The organism is Methylobacterium soli (genome assembly GCF_008806385.1).
In the GTDB taxonomy this organism is placed as follows: Bacteria; Pseudomonadota; Alphaproteobacteria; order Rhizobiales; family Beijerinckiaceae; genus Methylobacterium; species Methylobacterium soli.
In genome coordinates this window covers 23,543-43,662 of the sequence record NZ_VZZK01000001.1, presented here as the reverse complement: position 1 = coordinate 43,662, position 20,120 = coordinate 23,543, and the positions used below count along the sequence as shown (strand labels likewise).

General features: G+C 71.7%; 22 protein-coding genes. 15 read left to right on the top strand and 7 right to left on the bottom strand.

Going from position 1 to position 20,120, the window contains the following annotated elements; translation table 11 throughout:
* Positions 1-130 precede the first annotated feature (130 nt).
* The gene (locus F6X53_RS00215) at positions 131-1,141 is read left to right on the top strand and encodes a DUF2336 domain-containing protein (RefSeq protein ID WP_150996018.1); all 1,011 of its coding nucleotides are present in this window, start codon (positions 131-133) and stop codon (positions 1,139-1,141) included.
* 17 nt (positions 1,142-1,158) lie between these two features.
* Here the strand turns inward: F6X53_RS00215 and F6X53_RS00210 are convergent, their stop codons facing one another.
* Complete coding sequence (locus F6X53_RS00210; RefSeq protein WP_150996016.1) at positions 1,159-2,088, bottom strand: histone deacetylase family protein; 930 nt, start codon at positions 2,086-2,088, stop codon at positions 1,159-1,161.
* Positions 2,089-2,266: 178 nt separating this feature from the next.
* Here F6X53_RS00210 and F6X53_RS00205 point away from each other — a divergent pair, with 178 nt between their 5' ends.
* From F6X53_RS00205 to F6X53_RS00165, 9 genes are all read left to right on the top strand, one after another.
* Positions 2,267-2,866, top strand: coding sequence for a L,D-transpeptidase (locus tag F6X53_RS00205; RefSeq protein WP_150996014.1), 600 nt, complete (start codon positions 2,267-2,269; stop codon positions 2,864-2,866).
* Between the two features lie 175 nt (positions 2,867-3,041).
* The gene (locus tag F6X53_RS00200) at positions 3,042-3,494 is read left to right on the top strand and encodes a hypothetical protein (RefSeq protein ID WP_150996012.1); all 453 of its coding nucleotides are present in this window, start codon (positions 3,042-3,044) and stop codon (positions 3,492-3,494) included.
* Between the two features lie 199 nt (positions 3,495-3,693).
* Positions 3,694-4,938 carry a GGDEF domain-containing protein gene (locus tag F6X53_RS00195; RefSeq protein ID WP_150996010.1) on the top strand — a complete coding sequence of 415 codons (1,245 nt, stop codon included), beginning with the start codon at positions 3,694-3,696 and terminating at the stop codon, positions 4,936-4,938.
* Between the two features lie 208 nt (positions 4,939-5,146).
* Positions 5,147-6,460 carry a GGDEF domain-containing protein gene (locus F6X53_RS00190; RefSeq protein WP_191970639.1) on the top strand — a complete coding sequence of 438 codons (1,314 nt, stop codon included), beginning with the start codon at positions 5,147-5,149 and terminating at the stop codon, positions 6,458-6,460.
* A gap of 190 nt (positions 6,461-6,650) precedes the next feature.
* On the top strand, positions 6,651-8,654 hold the full coding sequence (locus F6X53_RS00185) for an acetyl-CoA carboxylase biotin carboxylase subunit (RefSeq protein ID WP_150996006.1): 2,004 nt from the start codon (positions 6,651-6,653) through the stop codon (positions 8,652-8,654).
* A gap of 61 nt (positions 8,655-8,715) precedes the next feature.
* On the top strand, positions 8,716-9,147 hold the full coding sequence (locus F6X53_RS00180; protein WP_150996004.1) for a gamma-glutamylcyclotransferase: 432 nt from the start codon (positions 8,716-8,718) through the stop codon (positions 9,145-9,147).
* Between the two features lie 95 nt (positions 9,148-9,242).
* On the top strand, positions 9,243-9,527 hold the full coding sequence (locus F6X53_RS00175; RefSeq protein ID WP_150996002.1) for an acylphosphatase: 285 nt from the start codon (positions 9,243-9,245) through the stop codon (positions 9,525-9,527).
* Between the two features lie 135 nt (positions 9,528-9,662).
* Positions 9,663-10,397 carry a DUF599 domain-containing protein gene (locus tag F6X53_RS00170; RefSeq protein WP_150996000.1) on the top strand — a complete coding sequence of 245 codons (735 nt, stop codon included), beginning with the start codon at positions 9,663-9,665 and terminating at the stop codon, positions 10,395-10,397.
* Entirely contained in the window at positions 10,394-10,726 is a 333-nt protein-coding gene (locus tag F6X53_RS00165) for a DUF3253 domain-containing protein (protein ID WP_150995998.1), read from the top strand. The genes F6X53_RS00170 and F6X53_RS00165 overlap by 4 nt, the downstream gene beginning before the upstream one ends.
* On the opposite strand, the gene F6X53_RS00160 is transcribed toward F6X53_RS00165, so the two are convergent.
* The 5 genes from F6X53_RS00160 to epmA all read right to left on the bottom strand — a co-directional run bounded on the left by F6X53_RS00160 (position 10,696) and on the right by epmA (position 15,164).
* Complete coding sequence (locus F6X53_RS00160) at positions 10,696-11,493, bottom strand: YdcF family protein (RefSeq protein WP_150995997.1); 798 nt, start codon at positions 11,491-11,493, stop codon at positions 10,696-10,698. The two genes, F6X53_RS00165 and F6X53_RS00160, sit on opposite strands and share 31 nt — an antisense overlap.
* 37 nt (positions 11,494-11,530) lie before the next feature.
* A complete protein-coding gene (locus tag F6X53_RS00155; RefSeq protein WP_150995995.1) occupies positions 11,531-12,193 on the bottom strand; it encodes an RraA family protein in 663 nt (220 codons plus the stop codon).
* A 153-nt stretch (positions 12,194-12,346) separates the two neighbouring features.
* A complete protein-coding gene (locus F6X53_RS00150; protein ID WP_150995993.1) occupies positions 12,347-12,967 on the bottom strand; it encodes a glutathione S-transferase family protein in 621 nt (206 codons plus the stop codon).
* A 95-nt stretch (positions 12,968-13,062) separates the two neighbouring features.
* On the bottom strand, positions 13,063-14,109 hold the full coding sequence (locus tag F6X53_RS00145; protein ID WP_150995991.1) for a lysine-2,3-aminomutase-like protein: 1,047 nt from the start codon (positions 14,107-14,109) through the stop codon (positions 13,063-13,065).
* Positions 14,106-15,164: an EF-P lysine aminoacylase EpmA gene (gene epmA / locus F6X53_RS00140; protein ID WP_150995989.1), complete on the bottom strand. Its 1,059-nt coding sequence runs from the start codon at positions 15,162-15,164 to the stop codon at positions 14,106-14,108. Before epmA ends, F6X53_RS00145 begins: the two co-directional genes overlap by 4 nt.
* A gap of 145 nt (positions 15,165-15,309) precedes the next feature.
* Between epmA and efp the strand changes: the two genes are divergently transcribed.
* Positions 15,310-15,918 (top strand): elongation factor P, encoded by a 609-nt coding sequence (gene efp, locus F6X53_RS00135; protein WP_150995987.1) that lies wholly within the window; start codon positions 15,310-15,312, stop codon positions 15,916-15,918.
* 82 nt (positions 15,919-16,000) lie between these two features.
* On the opposite strand, the gene F6X53_RS00130 is transcribed toward efp, so the two are convergent.
* On the bottom strand, positions 16,001-16,999 hold the full coding sequence (locus F6X53_RS00130; RefSeq protein WP_150995985.1) for a heparan-alpha-glucosaminide N-acetyltransferase: 999 nt from the start codon (positions 16,997-16,999) through the stop codon (positions 16,001-16,003).
* Positions 17,000-17,325: 326 nt separating this feature from the next.
* On the opposite strand from F6X53_RS00130, the gene F6X53_RS00125 reads away from it, so the two are divergent.
* The 4 genes from F6X53_RS00125 to F6X53_RS00110 all read left to right on the top strand — a co-directional run bounded on the left by F6X53_RS00125 (position 17,326) and on the right by F6X53_RS00110 (position 20,043).
* Positions 17,326-17,937: a cold-shock protein gene (locus F6X53_RS00125; RefSeq protein WP_150995983.1), complete on the top strand. Its 612-nt coding sequence runs from the start codon at positions 17,326-17,328 to the stop codon at positions 17,935-17,937.
* A gap of 8 nt (positions 17,938-17,945) precedes the next feature.
* Positions 17,946-18,473 carry a DUF192 domain-containing protein gene (locus tag F6X53_RS00120; RefSeq protein ID WP_238298386.1) on the top strand — a complete coding sequence of 176 codons (528 nt, stop codon included), beginning with the start codon at positions 17,946-17,948 and terminating at the stop codon, positions 18,471-18,473.
* Positions 18,474-18,623: 150 nt separating this feature from the next.
* Entirely contained in the window at positions 18,624-19,061 is a 438-nt protein-coding gene (locus F6X53_RS00115) for a hypothetical protein (protein WP_150995980.1), read from the top strand.
* Positions 19,062-19,239: 178 nt separating this feature from the next.
* On the top strand, positions 19,240-20,043 hold the full coding sequence (locus F6X53_RS00110) for a dienelactone hydrolase family protein (RefSeq protein ID WP_210386367.1): 804 nt from the start codon (positions 19,240-19,242) through the stop codon (positions 20,041-20,043).
* Positions 20,044-20,120 lie beyond the last annotated feature (77 nt).

The following is a 20,120-nucleotide window of genomic DNA, read 5'->3' as shown; positions in this document are numbered from 1 at the left end:
GCCGGGCCAAAACTGAACCCCCGGAGGGACGGCGCCCGCGCCGCCCCTCCCACCCCCGCCAAGGACGGACGCGCCGACCCGGCCCCCGGGCGGTGGCGCCGCGCCCGAGGCGTCACGACAGGAGCACCCGGTGAATACGCTCGCCGAGTTGATGGACACCGTCGACCGCGTCGTCGAGGTCGCGGATACGGACCGGCACCGCATGGTTCTGCGCGAGGTCACCGGTCTCCTGGTCGACGAGGCGCCGCACCTGTCCGCCGGCCAGGTTCTCACCTTCGATGCGGTGATCAGCCGCCTCGTCGCGCGCGCCGCGCCCGGTGACCGCCAGGACGTCGCCGAGCGCGTGAGCCTTCTGCCGAAGCCTCCCGTCAAGGTGGTGCGCCAGCTCGCCGCCGACCGGGCCGCGAACGTGGCGGCGCCGGTGCTGCGGAACTGCGCGGCGATTCCCGACGACGCGCTGGTGCATCTCGCCGAAGGTCGGAGCCAGGGCCACCTCGCCGCGATCGCGCTGCGCGCGACCCTGAGCGAGCGCGTCTCGGAGATCCTGGCCGAGCAGGGCGACGAGGCGGTCCTGCGGACGCTCATCGGCAACAAGGGCGCGCGCCTCTCCGACCGCGCCCTCGCCACCCTGGCCGCGCGGGTGCAGGACGGCGCGGCCCTCGAATCCGGTCTGGCGAGCCGCGACGACGTGGCTCCGGCGCGACGCGAGGATCTGCTGCGCGAGCGCCGGTCCCGGGAGATGCGGGCGGAGGGCCAGCGGGGACGGCCGCGCTCCGATCTCGACCTCGGGCCGCGGGCCCGCGCCCGCGCCGGCGATTGCGTCAGCCTGCGGGTGCGGATCGGCCTCGAGGAGGCGGACGTCCTGCACTGGCTCAAGAGCGGCCGGATCCTGGAGGCGCTCTTCGCCCTGGCGCATCTCGCGGAGGTCGAGAACGAGCTGGCCCTGACGGCGCATGCGGCCGCCGATCCGCGCCCGATCATGCTGCTCGTCCGCTCCGCCGGCCTGCGCCCCGCCACCCTCACGGCCTTCCTGCGCGCGCGCCGGACATCGAGCCCCGCGCCGGACCTGCTAACCCTGATCCAGAGCTTCAACCGGCTCTCGATCGCGCAGGCCCGCCTCGGGTTGCGCCAGATGCCGTGAGCGCTGAGGGATCGCGCTCAGCGCCCCATCAGGGCGTCCACGTGGGCGGCGACCGAGCGGGCCAGGCCCTCCAGGCTGTACCCGCCCTCCAGGACCGAGACGATGCGCCCGCCCGCGTGCCGGTCGGCGAGCTCCATCAGCCGGCGCGTGGCCCAGGCGAAATCCGTCTCGTCGAGGCGCAGATTGGCGAGCGGATCGAGGCGGTGCGCGTCGAAGCCCGCCGAGATGACGATGAGGTCGGGCTGGAACGCTTCGAGGCGGGTGAGGATGCCGACCTCGAAGGCCTCGCGGAACACGGCGCCGTCGTCGTTCGGGCGCAGGGGCACGTTGACGATGGTGTCCTTGGTGCCGCGCTCAGAGGCCGCGCCGCTGCCGGGGAACAGCGGCATCTGGTGGGTCGAGGCGTACAGGACGCTGCCGTCGTCCCAGAAGATGTCCTGGCTGCCATTGCCGTGATGCACGTCCCAGTCGACGAGGGCGACCCGCTCGGCCCCGTGCGCCTGCTGGGCGTGCCGGGCCGCGATCGCCGCGTGGTTGAACAGGCAGAATCCCATGGCGCGGTCGCGCTCGGCATGGTGGCCGGGCGGGCGCATCGCCACGAAGGCGTTGGCGCATTCGCGCCGCATCACCGCGTCGACCGCGTGGACCGCGCCCCCGACCGCCCGGAGCGCCGCCCCGAGGGTGCCGGGCGACATCAGCGTATCGGGGTCGATCTCGACGAAGCCGTCCTCGGGCGCCGCCTCGACCAGCGCCTGCACGTAGGCGGCGGGATGGACCAGGGTCGCGACTTCGGGTTCGGCGCGCGGCGCCGCGCCGCGCACGAGGCAGGCGAAGCGCTCGTCCTCCAGCACGCGCTCGATCGCCCGGATCCGGTCGGGCCGCTCGGGATGCCCGGGCGGGATCTCGTGGTCGAGGGCCGCCGGATGGCTCAGGTACAAGGTACTCACGGTCACCCTCCCGGCGGCGGGTCCTTGGCCGGGCCCGCTCTGTCGCGCCCGCGCAACAAGCGCGGCAAATCTGCCACGGGATCGGCCATGCGGGCTACGGATGAGTGCGCCGCCGCCATAAGCTGCGCAAGGCCTCGTCCACCATAAACGCGAGACGCGGCCGGATCGGCGCCTCCGCATGTTTGCCCAGACCCTCCCGCGCGGCGCCCTCTGGGGCGGCCTTCTGGCTCTGGCGCTCGCCGGCTGCAGCTTCACTTCGGTGCCGGATCCGAGCCTCTCGGCGCGCGACGCGGCCTTCATGGCCCTGGTGCCCGAGGCCGAGTTCGACCCGCATTTCGCCCGCTACCGCGTGGACGATCCGACCCACGAGCCACCCGGCACCGTGGTGGTCGAGACGCGCGCGCGCCAGCTCTACCTCGTCGAGCCCGGCGGCAAGGCGCTCCGCTACGGCGTCACCGTCGGGGACGAGGCCTATGGCTGGACCGGCAGCGCCACGGTCAGCCGCAAGGCGGAATGGCCGGCCTGGAACCCGCCGGCCGAGATGGTCCGGCGCTGGCCGCACGTCCACGCCATGGCGGGCGGCCCCGCCAACCCGCTCGGCGCCCGCGCGCTCTACCTCTCGGACCAGGGACGCGACACGCTCTACCGCATCCACGGCACCAACGAGCCGGAGAAGATCGGCCAGGCGGTCTCGTCCGGCTGCATCCGCTTGCGCAACATCGACGTGGTGGACCTGTTCAACCGCGTGCCCGTCGGGGCCCGCGTGGTCGTGCGCTGAGGCGCGGCCCGACCGGCCTTCGGCAAGAATCTCGAAAGGCTCATTCGTGATCAGGCTTTAACCTGAACGCCAGTTCAGATTTGGCCGTTAACCGCGCAGTCGATGCCCTCCCGCATAGTCCAATACACACAGGGACAAAGACCGGCACAAACAAAGGCCGGGGGAGCATCAAGACATGATCAACGCTTCGCTTCAGAACTTCTGTAACCGTACCGTCGCGGCCGGCCGCATCACGACCGCCGATGTTCGGATCCTGAGCCGCGAGCTTCTGCCCGAGGGCATCACCACGCGCGACGAGGCCGACATGCTGATCGCCCTCGAGCGGGTCGTGACCCATGCGGGCACCCCCTTCGCCGACATGCTGGTCGCGGCCATCGTCGATTTCTCGGTCTGGGGCGAGCGCCCCACCGGCTATGTCGACCGCGACACCGCGCGCTGGCTCGCCGCCTCCATCGGCAACGGCCACGGCCCGAGCCCGGTCGGCGCCCGCATCGCCTTCGAGGTGGTGCGCGAGGCGCAGTCGAGCGACGAGGCCCTGGTCGCCTTCGCGCTCGCCGCCAAGAGCCAGGTCGCCTCCAAGGGCCAGGCCGCGGCCGCGGACGAGCGGATCCTGCGCAACGCCGCCTGAGCCCGTCGCGCCCTTCGGTTGCAGGAGAACACAATCGGTTTCCGGGACCCTCGGCTCGACCGATCTTGATCGGTTTTCGGTGCGCCTTGGCGGGTCCGCGACGCGGAATCTTAACGGCGGCATCGGCATCGAGGCGCCATTCTGCGCTCCGCCGATTCCCCTTCGCAGCAGCGCCGGATTGACCGTGGGACAGACCGGGTTGACGAGATGGAGCCTTCGCGGCGCGGTCCTCGGCCCCTGGCTCGACCTCGTGGCCATGCGGGGGCCGGACCCCGCCCTGTCCGGCCGGACCTTCTCGCCGTTGCGCTGGCGCGCGCTGCGCTGGCTCTCGGATTGCGGCATGCCGGTCTCCGACCGGGTCCGGGACAGGCTGCGGGCCCATCTATTCGCGCTCGTGCCGATGTGGCTCGTCGGGGTCACGAATGCGGTGCTGGTCAACCTGATCGGCGCCATCCGGCATCCGGACGCCCTGCATGTGGGCTTCTTCCTGGCCGACCTGATCCTCAGCCTGTGTCGGTTCACCCTGCTGGTCATCTGCTACCGGCGATCGACCCGGAACCTGCCGACGCCGACGGATCTCTTCCTGTTGGGGGATCACCTCTCGCTCTGGTTCGTCGGGTGCGCCGCCTTGATCGCGCTTCGGACCGACGATCCCGCCCTGCAGATCCTGACGGTGGCCTCGACGATCGCGATCAGCGGGGGCCTAGTGGTGCGCAGCTACGTCGCGCCCCGCGGCGTCGTGCTGCAACTCACCGGCTGCATCCTGCCCATCGCGCTCGGCGCCCTCCTGTCCGGGCAGACGATCCTGCTGGTCTTCTGCCTGCAGATCCCGATCTACCTGTTCGTCGTCGGCAACGCGGCCTTCCGCATCAACCGCACGCTCGTCGCCGCCATGGTCGCCGAGGAGGAGAGCCTCGGCCGGTCCCTGCGCGACAGCCTGACCGGGCTGGCGAACCGGCCCGCCTTCGCGAGCGCGCTCGACGCGGTCTGCACCGATCCGGCGGGGACCGATTTCGCCGTCCTCTTCGTCGACCTCGACGGCTTCAAGGCGGTCAACGACACCCACGGTCACGGCGTCGGCGATGCGGTGCTGATCGCGGTGGCGGAGCGCCTGCGCGAGGCGACGCGCGCCTCCGATCTCGTCGCGCGCCTCGGGGGCGACGAGTTCGTCATCCTGGCCCGCGGACTCGATGGCGCCGACGCCCTGAGGCTGGCGCGCCGGCTGGTGCGGGACCTCGCCCGCGACATGCGCGTCGGCGACGTGCCCAGGATCCGGATCGGCGGCAGCGTCGGCATCGCCTGCGCCGGGCCGGGCCGCCGCGACGCGACCGAGCTGCTCAGGCAGGCGGATTCGGCGCTCTACCGGGCCAAGACTCTCGGCAAGGGATGCTGCGTCCGCCACGGCGAGGCCGATGCCGGAATCGAACGGTCCAGCGCGGCCTGAGCACTCGATGTCCTCCGGGCCGGGATGGAACCGGGCCCGGCCTCGGCGCGACGGCGGATGAAAAGCAGAAATTGCGCTTAGAGGTTGAGAACAAGAGCAACGACGTGCCCGGACGGCAAGAAAGTACTGAGGTTCACCCACTAGAGTCTGACCATCACAGCGTGCCTCGAACGCAATGAGTGGGATTCCCTTGGGCAGGACGGGCGAGGTGCGGAACGGTCGTGAGGCGGAGGCGTCCCGCCTGAGCCTGGTCGATGCCCTCAGCCGCGAGGAACGGCGGGTCCTGCTCGCCGAGCTCGACGCCGTCCTGGCCTGCCGGATCCGCGACATCAAACTGACCGGGCGGCTTCGGGAGATCTACCGCGCGGCGAGCTGGCGCCAGCGCAGCCGCACCATCCGGTCCTGGCTGATCTGGGTCTCGGTCTTCAGCGTCTGCACCTGCGTCCTCGATTTCCTCCAGGACCCGAAGATGTTCTGGACCTCGATCACGATGCGGGCGGTCTTCATTCCGGCGATCTACGGCGTGCTGATCTGGGTCTGGTCGCGGCCCCGCAGCGGCTTCCTGGAGGGCATCACCCTGCCGCTGGCGATCGCCGTGATGATGCTGGTGGCGCAGAGCCTCGGGTCCGCGGGGGGCGGCCCGATCCACGAGCGCTACCTCACCGGCGGATTGTTCGCGACCTCGACCGCCATCGTGGTGTTCCCGATGCGCTTCGGCTGGTGCTTCGCCGCCACGATCCTGGACCTCGGCCTCTATCTCGGCTTCAGCCTGACCAACCCCATGGTCGAGACCAGGGTCCCGCTCACGCTGACGATGTTCTTCACCTTCGTGATCGGCTGCCTGGTGCCGGCCCGGCAGGTCATGAACCTCGTCCTCGAACACGCCTTCCTGCTCAGCCTGCGAAACCGCCTGCAGGCGGAGGAATTGGCGGCCGTGAACGCGCAGCTCGCGATCCTGGCCGATACCGATGGGCTGACCGGCCTCGCCAATCGGCGGGCGGTCGGCAGCCGCCTCACCGCCGACTGGACCGCGCAGGCCGCCGTGAAGGGCGCGGTCGGCATCGTCCTCATCGACGTCGATCACTTCAAGCGCTTCAACGACAGCCTCGGACACGCGGCCGGCGATGCCTGCCTGATCGCGGTCGCGGAGGCGATCCGGACCACGCTGCCGGAGGGCGCCCTGGCGGGGCGCTACGGGGGCGAGGAATTCATCGCCATCGTGCCGGATGCGCGCCCGCGGAGCCTCGTGACCCTGGCCGAACGCCTGCGCGGCGCGATCGCGGATCTGCGCATGCCCCATCCGGGCCTCGGCGAGGGCCGCCACGTGAGCGTCAGCATCGGGGTGGCGATCGCGCCGGCCGAGGGGCCGAGCTCCTGCACCGACGCCCTGGTGCAGATCGCGGATTCGGCGCTCTACGATGCCAAGGCGGCGGGCCGGAACCGCGTCGTCGCGGCCTGGTCCGCGCGCGGCCCCGAGGCGGCCCCGGCCGATGCGGCGGGGGCGCGGATCTGCGCCGCCTGACCCCGCATCCGGGCGGGTGAATCCGGGGCGCTCGCGCGCGTTCCGCAGAGCGACGCACCGATCGGTGCGGTGCCGAAACCGCGCCTCCCCCCCAAGGTCACCTTTCAGAACGCGCACAAGTGCTTTAACGGGGCAAAGCTTGAGTGCGGGTCCTGCGGCCCGACATCGTCTAAAGTGAATGCGGTATTCGATGTTCGAAAAAATCCTGATCGCGAACCGCGGCGAGATCGCCTGCCGCATCATCAAGACCGCCCGCCGCATGGGCATCAAGACCGTCGCGGTCTATTCCGACGCCGACCGGGACGCCGTCCACGTCGCGATGGCGGACGAGGCGGTGCATATCGGCCCCGCACCGGCGGCGCAGTCCTACCTGCTGATCGAGAAGATCATCGACGCCTGCAAGCAGACGGGCGCCCAGGCGGTGCATCCGGGCTACGGCTTCCTGTCCGAGCGCGAAGCCTTCCCGAAGGCCCTGGAGGCGGCCGGGATCGTCTTCATCGGCCCGAACCCGGGCGCGATCGCCGCGATGGGCGACAAGATCGAGTCGAAGAAGGCGGCCTCGGCCGCCAAGGTCTCGACGGTGCCGGGCTTCCTCGGGGTGATCGAGAACCCCGAACACGCGGTCAAGATCGCCGACGAGATCGGCTATCCGGTGATGATCAAGGCCTCGGCCGGCGGCGGCGGCAAGGGCATGCGCATCGCCCACTCGGCCTCCGAGGTGGCGGAGGGCTTCGCCCGCGCCAAATCCGAGGCGGCCTCCTCCTTCGGCGATGACCGCGTCTTCGTGGAGAAGTTCATCACCGATCCGCGCCACATCGAGATCCAGGTGATCGGCGACAAGCACGGCAACGTGATCTACCTGGGCGAGCGCGAGTGCTCGATCCAGCGCCGCAACCAGAAGGTCATCGAGGAGGCCCCGTCGCCGCTCCTCGACGCGGAGACCCGTCGTAAGATGGGCGAGCAGGCGGTGGCCCTCTCGCGGGCGGTGAACTACGATTCGGCCGGCACCGTCGAGTTCGTGGCCGGCCAGGACAAGTCCTTCTACTTCCTGGAGATGAACACGCGCCTCCAGGTCGAGCACCCGGTCACCGAGATGATCACCGGGCTCGACCTCGTCGAGCTGATGATCCGGGTGGCGGCGGGCGAGGCGTTGCCGCTGACGCAGGCCGAGGTGAAGCTCGACGGCTGGGCGGTGGAGAGCCGCGTCTACGCCGAGGACCCGACCCGCAACTTCCTGCCCTCCATCGGCCGGCTCACCACCTACCGGCCGCCGGAGGAGGGGCGCCAGGGCAGCGCGATCGTGCGCAACGACACCGGCGTCGAGGAGGGCGGCGAGATCGCGATCCACTACGATCCGATGATCGCCAAGCTCGTCACCTGGGCGCCCACCCGCGCCGAGGCGATCGAGGCGCAGGGCGAGGCCCTCGACGCCTTCGCGATCGACGGCATCCGCCACAACATCCCGTTCCTGGCAGCCCTGATGGCGCATCCGCGCTGGCGCGCCGGCAACCTCTCGACGGGCTTCATCGCCGAGGAATTCCCGGAGGGCTTCATCGCGCCGGAGCCGAAGGGCGAGATCGCCCGCCGCATGGCGGCGGCGGCGGCGGCCATCGACCACAAGCTCAACCAGCGCAAGCGCGGCATCTCCGGCCAGATGCGCGACGCGAGCCTGCTGCATTTCGAGCGCGACCGAATCGTCGTCCTGGCGGGCGACACCTACCCGGTGACGGTGGATTCGCAGGAGGGCGACCTCGTCGTCACCGAGGCCGACGGCAACGCCGTCTCGGTGATGAGCGACTGGCGCCCGGGCGAGCCGGTCTGGACCGGCACGATCGGGGCGCAGCGCGTCGCCATCCAGGTGCGCGGCCTCCTCAACGGCGTCGCGCTCCAGCACGCCGGCGCGGCGGCCGAGGCCCGCGTCTACACCCGCCGCGAGGCCGAGCTCGCCGCCCTGATGCCGGTCAAGGAGGATGCGGGCTCGGGCAAGCAGGTGCTCTGCCCGATGCCGGGCCTCGTGAAGCAGATCCTCGTCAAGGAAGGCCAGGAGATCAAGAACGGCGAGCCCTTGGCCATCGTCGAGGCGATGAAGATGGAGAACGTGCTCCGGGCCGAGCGCGACGCCACGGTGGCGAAGATCCACGCCAAGGAAGGCGACAGCCTCGCGGTCGATGCCGTGATCCTCGAATTCGCCTGAGCCTTGCCCGGCCTCACCCGCCCGGCGGCGCTCCGCCGCCGGGCGGCCCCGGATTGACCCGATGCCCCTCTACTTCGCCTACGGCGCCAACATGGATGCCGCCGCGATGGCTCTGCGCTGCCCGGGCTCGCGCCTCATCGGGCAGGGCCAGCTGCACCGGCACCGCTTCATCATCATGCGGGAGGGCTACGCCTCGGTGATCCGCGATCCGGCCCGGAGCGTCTGGGGCGTGCTCTGGGACCTCGCCCTCGCGGACGTGCCGGCCCTCGACCGCTACGAGGGCGTGGCGAGCAGGCTCTACGCCAAGGCCTCGCAGCCCGTGGTGACGCAGGGCGGCATCAAGCGCGCCCTGATCTATTTCGGCCGGAGCGCCGCCCCCGGCGCACCGCGTCCGGGCTATCTGGAGGCGGTCCTGCGCGCCGCGGAGGCGGCGCAGCTGCCGCCCGCCTATATCCGGGAGCTGCGCGCCTGGCAGCGCGGGCCGGCGGGCTAGCGGGAGGCGACGCCGCCGGCGTTCTCATCATTCCGCCCGCGTGCTACCTGAGCCCGGAGCGCGCGCCCGGACGCACGCAACTGCGGGAGACCCGTTTGAGCGAGACCAGAACCGTCGACGTCGTGATCACAGGTCGGGTGCAGGGCGTCGGCTTCCGGGTTTGGACCAAGCATCAGGCCGAGTTGCACGGCCTCTCGGGCCATGTCCGCAACCGGGAGGACGGCAGCGTGGCGGCGACCTTCTCGGGCGCGCCGGAGGCGATCGAGGCTATGCTGAAGGCCTGCGCGCAGGGCCCGCGCGGGTCGGACGTCACCGCGGTGACGGTCAGCGAGGCGGGCGGTCCGGCCGGGCGCCGGGGCTTCGAGATCCGCGGGGCGTGACGACGCGGCCGGCGCTGGCTCCTCGACGGGGGCGGGCCCCGCGCGTCGCACCGAGACCCAAGAGCCGGGGCGCGGGCCCAGGGACCCTGATTCGGGCCGCCGGGCTGCCCGGCGCAGAGCCGATCGCCGAGTGACATGACCAACCTGACCACCGACGCCGCCTTCTCGCATCTCGACCTCGCGGCCCTGATCGTCTTCATCGTCGCCTGGATCGGCTACGGGCTCGCGGTCGGGCGCATGCGCGGGCGCCTCGTCAGCCTCAGCCAGATCATGAACGCGCAGCGCGAGATCTGGGCACGCCAGATGCTCGTGCGCGAGAACCGCGTCGTCGACACCACCATCAACGCCTCGCTGCAGAACGGCACCGCCTTCTTCGCCTCGACCTCCCTGATCGCGCTGGGCGGCGTGCTCACCCTGTCGCGCTCCGGCGACGAGGTGCTGACCCTGTTCGGCACGCTTCCCTTCGGCACGGTGGCGACCCGCACCACCTGGGAGATCAAGGTCGCGGGCCTCGCGGTGGTGTTCGTCTACGCCTTCTTCAAATTCGCCTGGGCCTACCGGCTGTTCAATTACGGGGCGATCCTGATCGGCGCCGTGCCGGTCAGGGGCGCGGGCTGCTCGGAGGCCGTGATGCTGCGCGCCGCCCGCCGGGCCGCCGCCATGAACATCGCGGCCGGCAGCCACTTCGCCCGCGGGCAGCGGGCCTTCTTCTTCGCGCTGGCCTATCTCGGCTGGTTCGTCAGCCCCATCATCCTGATGCTGACCACCACCGCAGTGGTGCTGGTGATGTGGCGCCGCCAATTCGTCTCGGAGATCCGCGCCGCCCTCCTGGCGGAGGATCCGAGCCCGGACCCGGATTCCGAATCATGATTCAGCCACCGAACGCGCCCGAGCCGCGGCGCCCGAGCGAGGACGAGATCGCCGAGACGCTCCTGCGCCTCGTGGCGGAACGGGGCGCCGACAAGACGGTGTGCCCCTCGGAGGTCGCCCGCGCCCTCGGCGGCCCGCATCCCGACGGCTGGGGCCCGCTCATGCAGCCGGTGCGGCGCGTGGCGGTGCGGCTCACCAAGGCCGGCCGCGTCGCGATCCTGCGCAAGGGCCGGGTGGTGCCGGACCCGGACGATTTTCGCGGGATCTACCGCCTCGGCCAGCCGCGGGACGCGGCCGTTCAGGGCGCCGGCAGCAGGGCGTCCGAGTAGCCGGTGAGGCGGTAGGCCAGCAGGCCGATCCATTCCTTGGCCGCGAGATCGAGCTGCAGCAGCCCGTCCGAGGCGAAGCTGGAGACGCGCGCGGCATCGGCCCAGCCCCGGGTCCGGTAATCGACCGGGTGGGCCGTCACCGCGAACCCGGCCTGCCGAAAGCAGCCCATCGCCCGCGGCATGTGCCAGGCCGAGGTGACGAGCAGCCAGCGCTCGCCGGGCTTCGGCTGGACGAGGTTGGCGGTGAATTGCGCGTTCTCGTAGGTGTTGCGGGAGCGGTTCTCGAGGATCAGGCGCGAGCGGGGCAGCCCGAGCACGTCCCCCATCCAGCCCACGATATCGGCCTCCGACGTGGCGTCGTGCAGGCTGCCGCTGCCGCCCGAGAAGACGAGGCGGGCCCCGGGAAAGCGCCGGGCGAGATCGGCGAGGTAGATCGGGCGCTCGCCCGCATCGTTCACCACCAGCTGGTTGCGCGCCTTCGACAGGCCGGCATCGATGCCGCCCCCGAGCACGATGATGCCGGTGACCGGGGCGCCGTCCTCCGTGAAGGCCGGGAAGCGCTCCTCCAGGGGCGCGAGCGCGATTGCCGACAGGGGCGAAAGGCCCCCGGCCAGGAGGCCGACGAAGCCGAGGGCGCAGAGCCACGCGCCGCTCCGGCGCCAGCGCTTCGTCGCGGCGAGCAGGAGGCAGCCGAGGAGGCCGACCAGGATCAGGAAGTTCGAGGGCGTGATCGCGAAGAAGATCAGCTTCGAGAGGGGGAAGAACATGGTGCGGCCGGGCCCTGCGGTCGAACGGGTTGCGGGATCAGGCTGGCCGCGTCTCCGCCGCGAAGCGCGCCATCGCGGCGTCGTCGGGCGGGAGCAGGCCGTCGAGGCTGGCGCCTTTCTCGACCTCCCGCTGGATCCAGAGATCGAGGCGCTGCTGCTCGACCGCCTCGAGCGCCACGGATTCGGCGAGTCCCGCCGGGATCACCACGGCCCCGTCCGCATCCCCCACCACGATGTCGCCCGGATGGATCGCCGCGCCGGCGCAGGCGATCGGCTCGTCGGCCCCGACGAGGACGAGGCCCGGCCCCGCCTCGGCCCGATCCGGCGCGGCGCACCAGACCGGCAGGGCGCCCTCCAGGGGGCCGGCGGCGTCCGTGACGAGGCCGGCGATTCCGCGCTGCCCGAGGCGGCCGGCAAGGATCGTCCCGAAGGGCAGGGCCTCGACCGAGCCGCCCGTGTCGACCACCACGACCGCGCCCTCGGGGATGGCCTCGATGCTGCGGCTGAGGGAGAGCCCGGCCTCGCCGCGGGCCGGGATCAGCCGCAGGGTGGCGGCCGGGCCGACGGCCCGGGCGGAGCCGGATCGGGCCCGAAGCCCCCGGAAATTGACGGCCGGCACGCCGCGCCGGGCGAGCACCCGCCCGAGGCACGCCGTGGTCACGGCGGAGAGCGCGTCGCGCAGGGTGGGGTCGATCGGCATGGTGGGGATCTCCGCTGGGACGAGGGCCCTCAGGTCTTCGCCCAAGGTAGGTCGCGCCGGATTCCCGGCGAGGCTGGATCGCGACGGCCCCGATCCGCGTCGATCAGGGCCGGTCCACATCGAGCCCCCCGGCGCGCGGCGATCCGGGGCGGGTCAGCTGAGGGCCTGGCGCATCACCACGGCCGCGCCCGGCCGCACCGCGAGGCCGGCATACCAGCGCTGCAGCTCGGGCCGCTCCGCGCGCACCGCCGGCAGCGCGAGCCAGCGATGCGCCGCGCAGCCGAGGGCGATGTCGGCGATGCTGAAGCGCTCGCCCACCACGTAGCTGCGACCGCGCAGGTATCGATCGAGGGTCTCGGCCTGGGCCTCGCTGTGCGCCAGCGATGCGGCGAGCAAGGCCGGGTCGCGCTCGGCCTCGGGCGTGCGCACGAGCTGCAGGAAGGCGTCGCGCATCGCCGCCGTGAAGCTCGTCGTCTGCCAGTCGAGCCATTGCCCGATCAGCGCCCGCTCGCGCAGGTCCGGCGGCAGGGCCAGGGGGCCCGCATAGGCTTCGGCGAGGTAGCGCAGGATCGCGTTCGACTCCCAGAGGACGAAATCGTCCTCCTGCAGCGTCGGCACCAGCCCGTTCGGGTTGAGAGCCCGGTAGGCGGCATCCCCCACCACCCCGTGCGCGCCCCCGGCCTCGATCCGCTCATAGGCGAGACCGAGCTCGTCCAGTGCCCACAAGGCCTTCTGCACGTTGACCGAGTTCGCCCGGCCCCACAGCTTGCGCATCGCGCGGTCTCCCCTTGTCCCGGCCCCTTCCTAACCGAGCGCGGGGCCGGGGCAACCGGAGATCGATGGCTCCCGCCCCCGCGCCGTGCCCCGGCTCACGGATCCGGGGGCGCGTAGGGATGCTCCCGCCCCTGCGGATCCGTGACCCGGGTACCGTCCGGCCCCTCGCGCAGGTAGCCCGGGCCGACCGGGACCTTGCCGTGCCCTCCCGGGATGTCGAGGACGTAGGTGGGCTGGGCGAGGCCCGAGAGGCGCCCGCGCAGGTGGCGCATCAGATCCTGCCCCTCGACGAGGCGCGTGCGCAGATGCGCGGTGCCGGGCGCGAGGTCGCCCTGGTGCAGGTAATAGGGCTTGACGCGGTTCTCCACGAAGGTGCGCATCAGCTGCTCGAGGGTCGCGGCATCGTCGTTGACGCCGCGCAGGAGCACGGATTGGCTCACCGCCGGAATGCCGGCATCGACGAGGCGCGCGATGGCGGCGCGGGCGGCGGGCGTGAACTCGCGCGGGTGGTTGGCATGGAGCGCCACGAAGACCGCGCCCTCGAACGCCTTCAGGGCGCGCACGAGGTCGTCCCCCACGAGCGCCGGGCTGACGACCGGCACGCGGGTGTGGAGGCGCAGCACCCGCACATGCGGGATGCCGGCGAGCGCCGCCGCGATCGCGCGCAGGCGGCGGGGCGAGAGCGCGAAGGGGTCGCCCCCGGTGAGCACCACCTCCCAGATCTCCGAATGCCCGGCGATGTAGCCGAGCGCCGCATTCAGCTCCGCCTCGCTCAGGGCCCCGAGCCCATCCGGGCCGACCATCTCGCGGCGAAAGCAGAAGCGGCAATAGACCGGGCAGACATGCAGCGGCTTCAGCAGCACCCGGTCGGGATAGCGATGGACGATGCCGGGCAGCGGCGCGTGGGCGGCGTCGCCGATCGGGTCGGCCAGTTCCTCCGCCCGAACCCGCATCTCCTCGGCGCGGGGGACGAACTGGCGGGCGATCGGGTCGGCGGTATCGGCGGCGTCAATCAGCTCGGCCATGTCGGGCGTCACCGAGACGGCGTAGCGGGCGGCCACGTCCACCAGCGCCGGGAGGTCGGCCGGCGCCACCAGCCCGGCCGCCGCGAGGTCGGCGGCGTTGCGCAGCGGGCGGCTCATCGCGCGCTCCGCTCTGCCACCGGCGTCCAGATTACCTCCTCGATCCGGCGCGCGCCGCAGGCCAGCATGACGAGGCGGTCGAGGCCGAGAGCGATTCCGCTCGCCTCCGGCATACGCGCAAGTGCGGCGAGGAAATCCTCGTCGATCGGATAGGCCTCCCCGTAGATGCGCAGGCGCTCGGCCATGGCCGCCTCGAAGCGGCGGCGCTGCTCGGCCGGGTCGGTCAGCTCCCCGAAGCCGTTGGCGAGCTCGACCCCGCAGGCATAGAGCTCGAAGCGCTCGGACACGCGCGGGTCCCGCGGGCTGCGGCGCGCCAGGGCCGCCTCGCTCGCCGGATACTCGCACAGAATCGTCGGGCGCTCCTCGCCGAGATGCGGCTCGATCCGGGCGACGAGGACGCGGCTGAACAGGTCCGCCCAGGTATCGTCCGGGGCCACCCGCAGGCCGGCCCCCGCCACGGCCGCCGCGAGCGCCTCCCGGTCGGTCCCGCCGCCCGCGTCGAGGGTCGCCAGGAGATCGATCCCGGCATGGCGCCGGAAGGCTTCCGCGACGGTCAGGCGCTCGAAGGGCGCGGCCGGATCGCAGCTGCGGCCACGCCAGCAGAACCGCGTCGCGCCGGCCGCCTCGGCGGCGAGCCGCAGGAGATCGGCGCAATCGCGCATCAGCACCGTGTAGGGCTCGTTGGCCCGGTACCATTCGAGCATGGTGAATTCGGGGTGGTGCAGGGGACCGCGCTCGCGGTTGCGGAACACCCGGGCGAGGCTGAACAGGCGCGGTTCGCCCGCCGCCAGCAGCTTCTTGCAGGCGAATTCCGGCGAGGTGTGCAGGTAGAGCGGGCCCCGCCCGCCATCCGGCCCGATCACCTCCGTGGCGAAGGCCGAGAGATGGGTCTCGTTGCCGGGGGAGACCTGCAGGGCCGCGGCCTCGATCTCGACGAAGCCCAGGCCCGCGAAATGCGCCCGCATCGCCTGGACGATCCGGTTGCGCAGGATCAGCCGCGGCCGGCGGTCGGCATGGACGTCCGGCGACCACCAGGGAGAGGGATTGGGCGTCACCGCGGAACCGATGCGGCGAACCGGTGCGACGCGGCGTGGCTCAGAGAAAACATAGGACCCGTGGCGCCTCGGGACCCGGCGACTGGCAACCGGGCCGCGGATGGGATAGTGGCGGGGCAAGACGTCGACCCCGCGGGAGACCGCGATGGGGAGGCCGCCTGATTTTGTCAACGCTAGGAACGCCCCCGTGAAGGTGATCGCCAGTACGCTCCGCAAGGGCAACGTCGTCGAGAAGGACGGCAAGCTCTACGTGATCCTGTTCGCCGAGAACATCCATCCCGGCAAGGGGACTCCGGTGACGCAGCTCGACATGCGCCGCATCACCGACGGCGTGAAGGTGTCCGAGCGCTACCGCACCACCGAGCAGGTCGAGCGCGCCTTCGTTGAGGACCGCGAGCACACCTTCCTGTACAGCGACGGCGAGGGGTTTCACTTCATGAATCCCGAGAACTACGAGCAGGTCGCCGTGCCGGCGGACGTGGTCGGCGACGCGGCTCCCTACCTGCAGGAGGGCATGCCCGTCATGGTCTCGATCTACAACAACGTGGCGCTGACGATCGAGCTGCCCCAGCGCGTGACTCTCGAAGTGGCCGAGACCGAGCCGGTCCTGAAGGGCCAGACCGCCTCCTCGTCCTACAAGCCGGCCACGCTCTCGAACGGCGTGCGCACCACCGTGCCGCCCCACATCGCGGCGGGCACCCGGGTCGTGGTGATGACCGCCGACGGCGCCTATGTCGAGCGCGCCAAGGACTGATCCGGTACCGCCCGCAACCTGTCGGACGCGCATGAAGGCCGGGCCGCAAGCCCCGGCCTTCGGCGCGTTCCGGGCCCGCGCCTCACGGGGGAGCGGCCGTGCCCTCCGCCGCCTCGTAGCATTGCTGCGACAGACTCTGCGCCCGCGCGCGCTCGGCCGGGGTGAAGGCCTGGCCGGCGGACGACCAGAGATCGGCCTTGCGCAGCGCGTCGGCGGTGCAGCGCGCCGCGATCCGGCAGGCCCCCGGCTCGCCGCCGGTGCGGACGCAATTCACCTGGTAATCCGCCCGGAAGCTCGGCAGGCCCGCGCGCGGGTTCGGGCCCGTCAGGGTGACGAGGCCGGCCAGGAGCGCCAGCAGCAGGGGCTGGTGGACGAGGTAGATCGCGAGGCTGTGGCGCCCGGCCCAGGTCGCGAGGCGCCCGGGCCGGCCGGCAGGACGCCAGGCGCCGAGCCGCGCGCGGGCGAGGGCCGGCAGGCCGAGGCGCCCGAGCGCCACCCCCGCGAGCACGAGCCCGAACCAGGGGAAGAGCGGCACGTAATCGTTCGTCTGCGGCGCCCGCGCGCCGACGCCGAGGAAGAACAGGGCCGGCGCATCGAGGAGCGGGTGCGCCACAAGATGGGGCGCCGCGATCACCAGGGCGGCGGCCAGGGCCGTGAGCGCGACCGGCAGGAACAGGGAGGGCAGGGCGAGCAGGCTCGACACCGCGATGCAGTGCAGGATGCCGAAGAAGATGTAGCTGTCCGGAAAGGCCAGGAGGGTCGCCGCGGTGATCAGGAGCGCGGCGCCGCCGATCCGCAGGAGCCGCAGCAGGGTCGGGCGCGCCCGCACCCCGTGCCCGTTCATCAGCACGAGCCCGATGCCGACGAGGAGCAGGAAGGCGCCCGCGATGAGATGCGCGGCCAGCCGCCCGGGTCCGGTCAGGGCGTAATTCTCCGGGGTGAGCCGCAGATATCCGAGATCCCAGGTGGCGTGGTAGGCCGCCATCGCCAGGAGCGCGACGCCGCGCGCCGCGTCGACGACGGGCAGGCGCGCGGGTGAGGGTCTCGGCGCGCCGGTCGGCGGGGGCAGGGGGTTCGGCATGGCCCGGCCCCGTAGCATCCTTCGCCTGCGGCTGCGACGCCGGAGGCCGGCGCCGAGGACTCTCGCAAACGTGACCGCGCCGGCGCGGCGGCCGGGAAACGCCGCCGGGACGCGGGCCGCCGCGCCATTCCGCGAATCAATGCATCGATTTGACTCGGATTCGAGCCCGTTCGGGCCTGCGGCCGGCCTGTGGCTCCCGTGCCGATTCCGGCGAAATTGCACGCCGGTGCGGCGGCGATGACGAGCAAACGGGCTTTCGCCGAGTCGGGACTTTGTTAATCTCGTTTGTGAACCGCTCGCGGCGATTCGGTGTGGGTTGCTTATCAATGTCTGACGAATTCGGATCAGGGCTCGAGAGCCCACATTCGGCAGACGGCTTGAGCGCAGGCGCGCGGGCGCAGGGGCACGAGCAGGATCGTCCCCTCGACCTCGTCGAGGTGTCCGGGCGCATCAAGTGGTTCGACGTCGCGAAGGGCTTCGGCTTCATCGTCCCGGACGATGGCAGCGCGGACGTGCTCCTGCACATCACCTGCCTGCGCCGTGACGGCCATTCGGGCGCGAGCGAGGGGGCCCGCATCGTCGTCGAGGCGGTCGAGCGCACGCGCGGCTGGCAAGCCTTCCGGGTGGTCTCCCTCGATCAATCGACGGCGACGCACCCCTCCGAGCTACCCCTGCCGCGCACCCATGTGAGCGTGACGCCGACGAGCGGCCTCGAGACCGCGGTGGTGAAGTGGTTCAACCGCCTGCGCGGCTTCGGCTTCCTCAGCCGCGGCGATGGCACGCCCGACATCTTCGTTCACATGGAGACGCTGCGCCGCTACGGTATCGCCGAACTGAAGCCCGGCGAGGCGGTGCTCGTGCGCTACGGCGACGGATCCAAGGGGGCGATGGCCGCCGAGGTTCGCCTGATCGACGGGGCCCTGCCATCGTCCCATTGATGGTGTTCCTGCCCGTGTCCCGTATCCTCCGTCCGGTCGCCGGCCTCGCGCTCGCGCTCCTCCTGTCGATCCAGATTCTGTCGATCCAGATCCTGCCGCTCCAGATTCTGCCTGTCGCCGCCCAGGCCAAGGGCGAGAGCCCGGCGGCGGCAATGGCCACCGAGGCGCTCACGATCCGCTCGAAGAATGGCCCCCACGCCTTCGCGGTCGAGGTGATGCGCGACGATGCGAGCCGGGCCCGCGGCCTGATGTTCCGCCGCACCATGGCGCCGGATCACGGCATGCTGTTCGATTTCGGCCAGACCCTGCCGGTCAACATGTGGATGAAGAACACCTATCTGCCCCTCGACATGGTGTTCATCCGGGCGGACGGGACCGTGGCGCGGGTCGCGGCCGACGCGGAGCCGCTCTCCACCCGGGTCATCCCCTCCGGCGAGCCGGTGCTCTCGGTGCTGGAGCTCAATGCCGGGACGGCGGCCAAGCTCGGGATCCGGGCGGGCGACCGGGTCGAGCATCCCCTGTTCCGGGCACGCTGACGCGCGCTTCGCCCAGAACCGCGGATTTGCGAACGCACCGTGAACGTTAAGCTTGACCCCTGTTCCGTTTCGAGCCAGTGTTCCTCTATTGTTCTAAGCTGATCCGGACGCTTCAGCGTTCCTGACTCGGCAAGCCTGAGGGGCGCAGCGATGATCGACGGCGGCCAAGCCTACGCGGACGATTGCATCCTCTTCCGGAACGACGAGTGGTGCCTGTCGGGCGAAGGTCTCGAGCACCGCGCGACGGGCTACTTCATCCCGCGCGCGAGCATCGGCGCGCGCCGCCACGAGGGTTTGTGGGAATGGCCGCTGCACATGGCCGAGAAGCGCTGGTGCACGCCGAGCCTGTTCCGTGAGGCCTTCCTGGTGGCGCTCGACCGGTTCGCCATCGCCCGGGACGGGATCCTCGGCCATTCCTTCGCCCTCGGCTTCGGCATCCGGGCCGGCCAGCCCGCCGGCTCCGAGGGCGGGTTCCTGAGCCTCGGCGAGATCGTGCGGCCCAAGTCCGTGCGGCCCAAGCCCGCGCCGCGCAGGCCGGCGAGCGAGGAGCGCCCCGCGCGGAGCGGCGGCCTGCGCGCCACCGCCTGATTGCGGATTTGACCGGGCTCGCCCGGCATGGTGCCCTCCCGCGCGAAACGCATGGGAGGATTGGATGCAGGACGAGACGCCGAAGCCGATCGACGGGCGGGATTGGACCGGCCCCGATCACCGATCCGAGGGTCTCGACGGCCTGATCGCGCCGCCCCTGTCGCGGCGCGGCTTCGTGATGACGAGCCTGATGACGGGCCTGACGCTCGCGACCACCCGGGTCGAGGCGCAGGCCATCCACACCGACACGACCGGCATCGAGGCCGGCGAGGTGCGCATCCCGGCGGGTGACGGGCCGATGCCCGGCTACCGCGCGATGCCGGAGGGGAAGGGGCCCTTCCCGATCGTCCTCGTCATCGAGGAGATCTTCGGCGTCCACGACTACATCAAGGACATCTGCCGGCGCCTCGCCAAGGCGGGCTATTGCGCGGTCGCGCCCGAGCTCTACGCCCGGCAGGGGGACCTCTCCCGCATGACGGATGTGCAGGAGATCGTCCGCGACGTCATCGCCAAGACGCCCGACGCGCAGTGGATGGCCGATCTCGACGCCACGATCGTCTGGGCGGCCTCCGCGTCGAAGGGCGATCCGGAGCGGATCGGCGTCATGGGCTGGTGCCGGGGTGGGCGCGCGGTCTGGCTCTACGCGGCGCATCGCCGCGACCTGAAGGCCGCCGTCGCCTGGTACGGCCCGGTCGGCGGCGAGCGCACGGGCATCCAGCCGCGCACGGCCGGCGACGTCGCGGCCGAGATCCACGCGCCGCTCCTCGCCCTCTATGGCGGCGCCGACACGGGCATTCCGGTCGCCTCCGTGGAGGCGGCGCGCGACAAGGCGAACGCCGCCGGCAAGTCCGTCACCCTCACGGTGTTCCCCGACGCGCCCCACGGCTTCCATGCCGATTACCGCCCGAGCTACCGCAAGGACGCGGCCGCGGCCGGGTGGTCGAAGGCGCTCGACTTCCTCAAGGCGAACGGCGTCGGCTGATCTCCTGACGGCCTGTGCTCTGAGGGACACGGCTGCGCGCGCCGGGATGTGCGAGGATGCGAGGCAGGTCTTGTGTC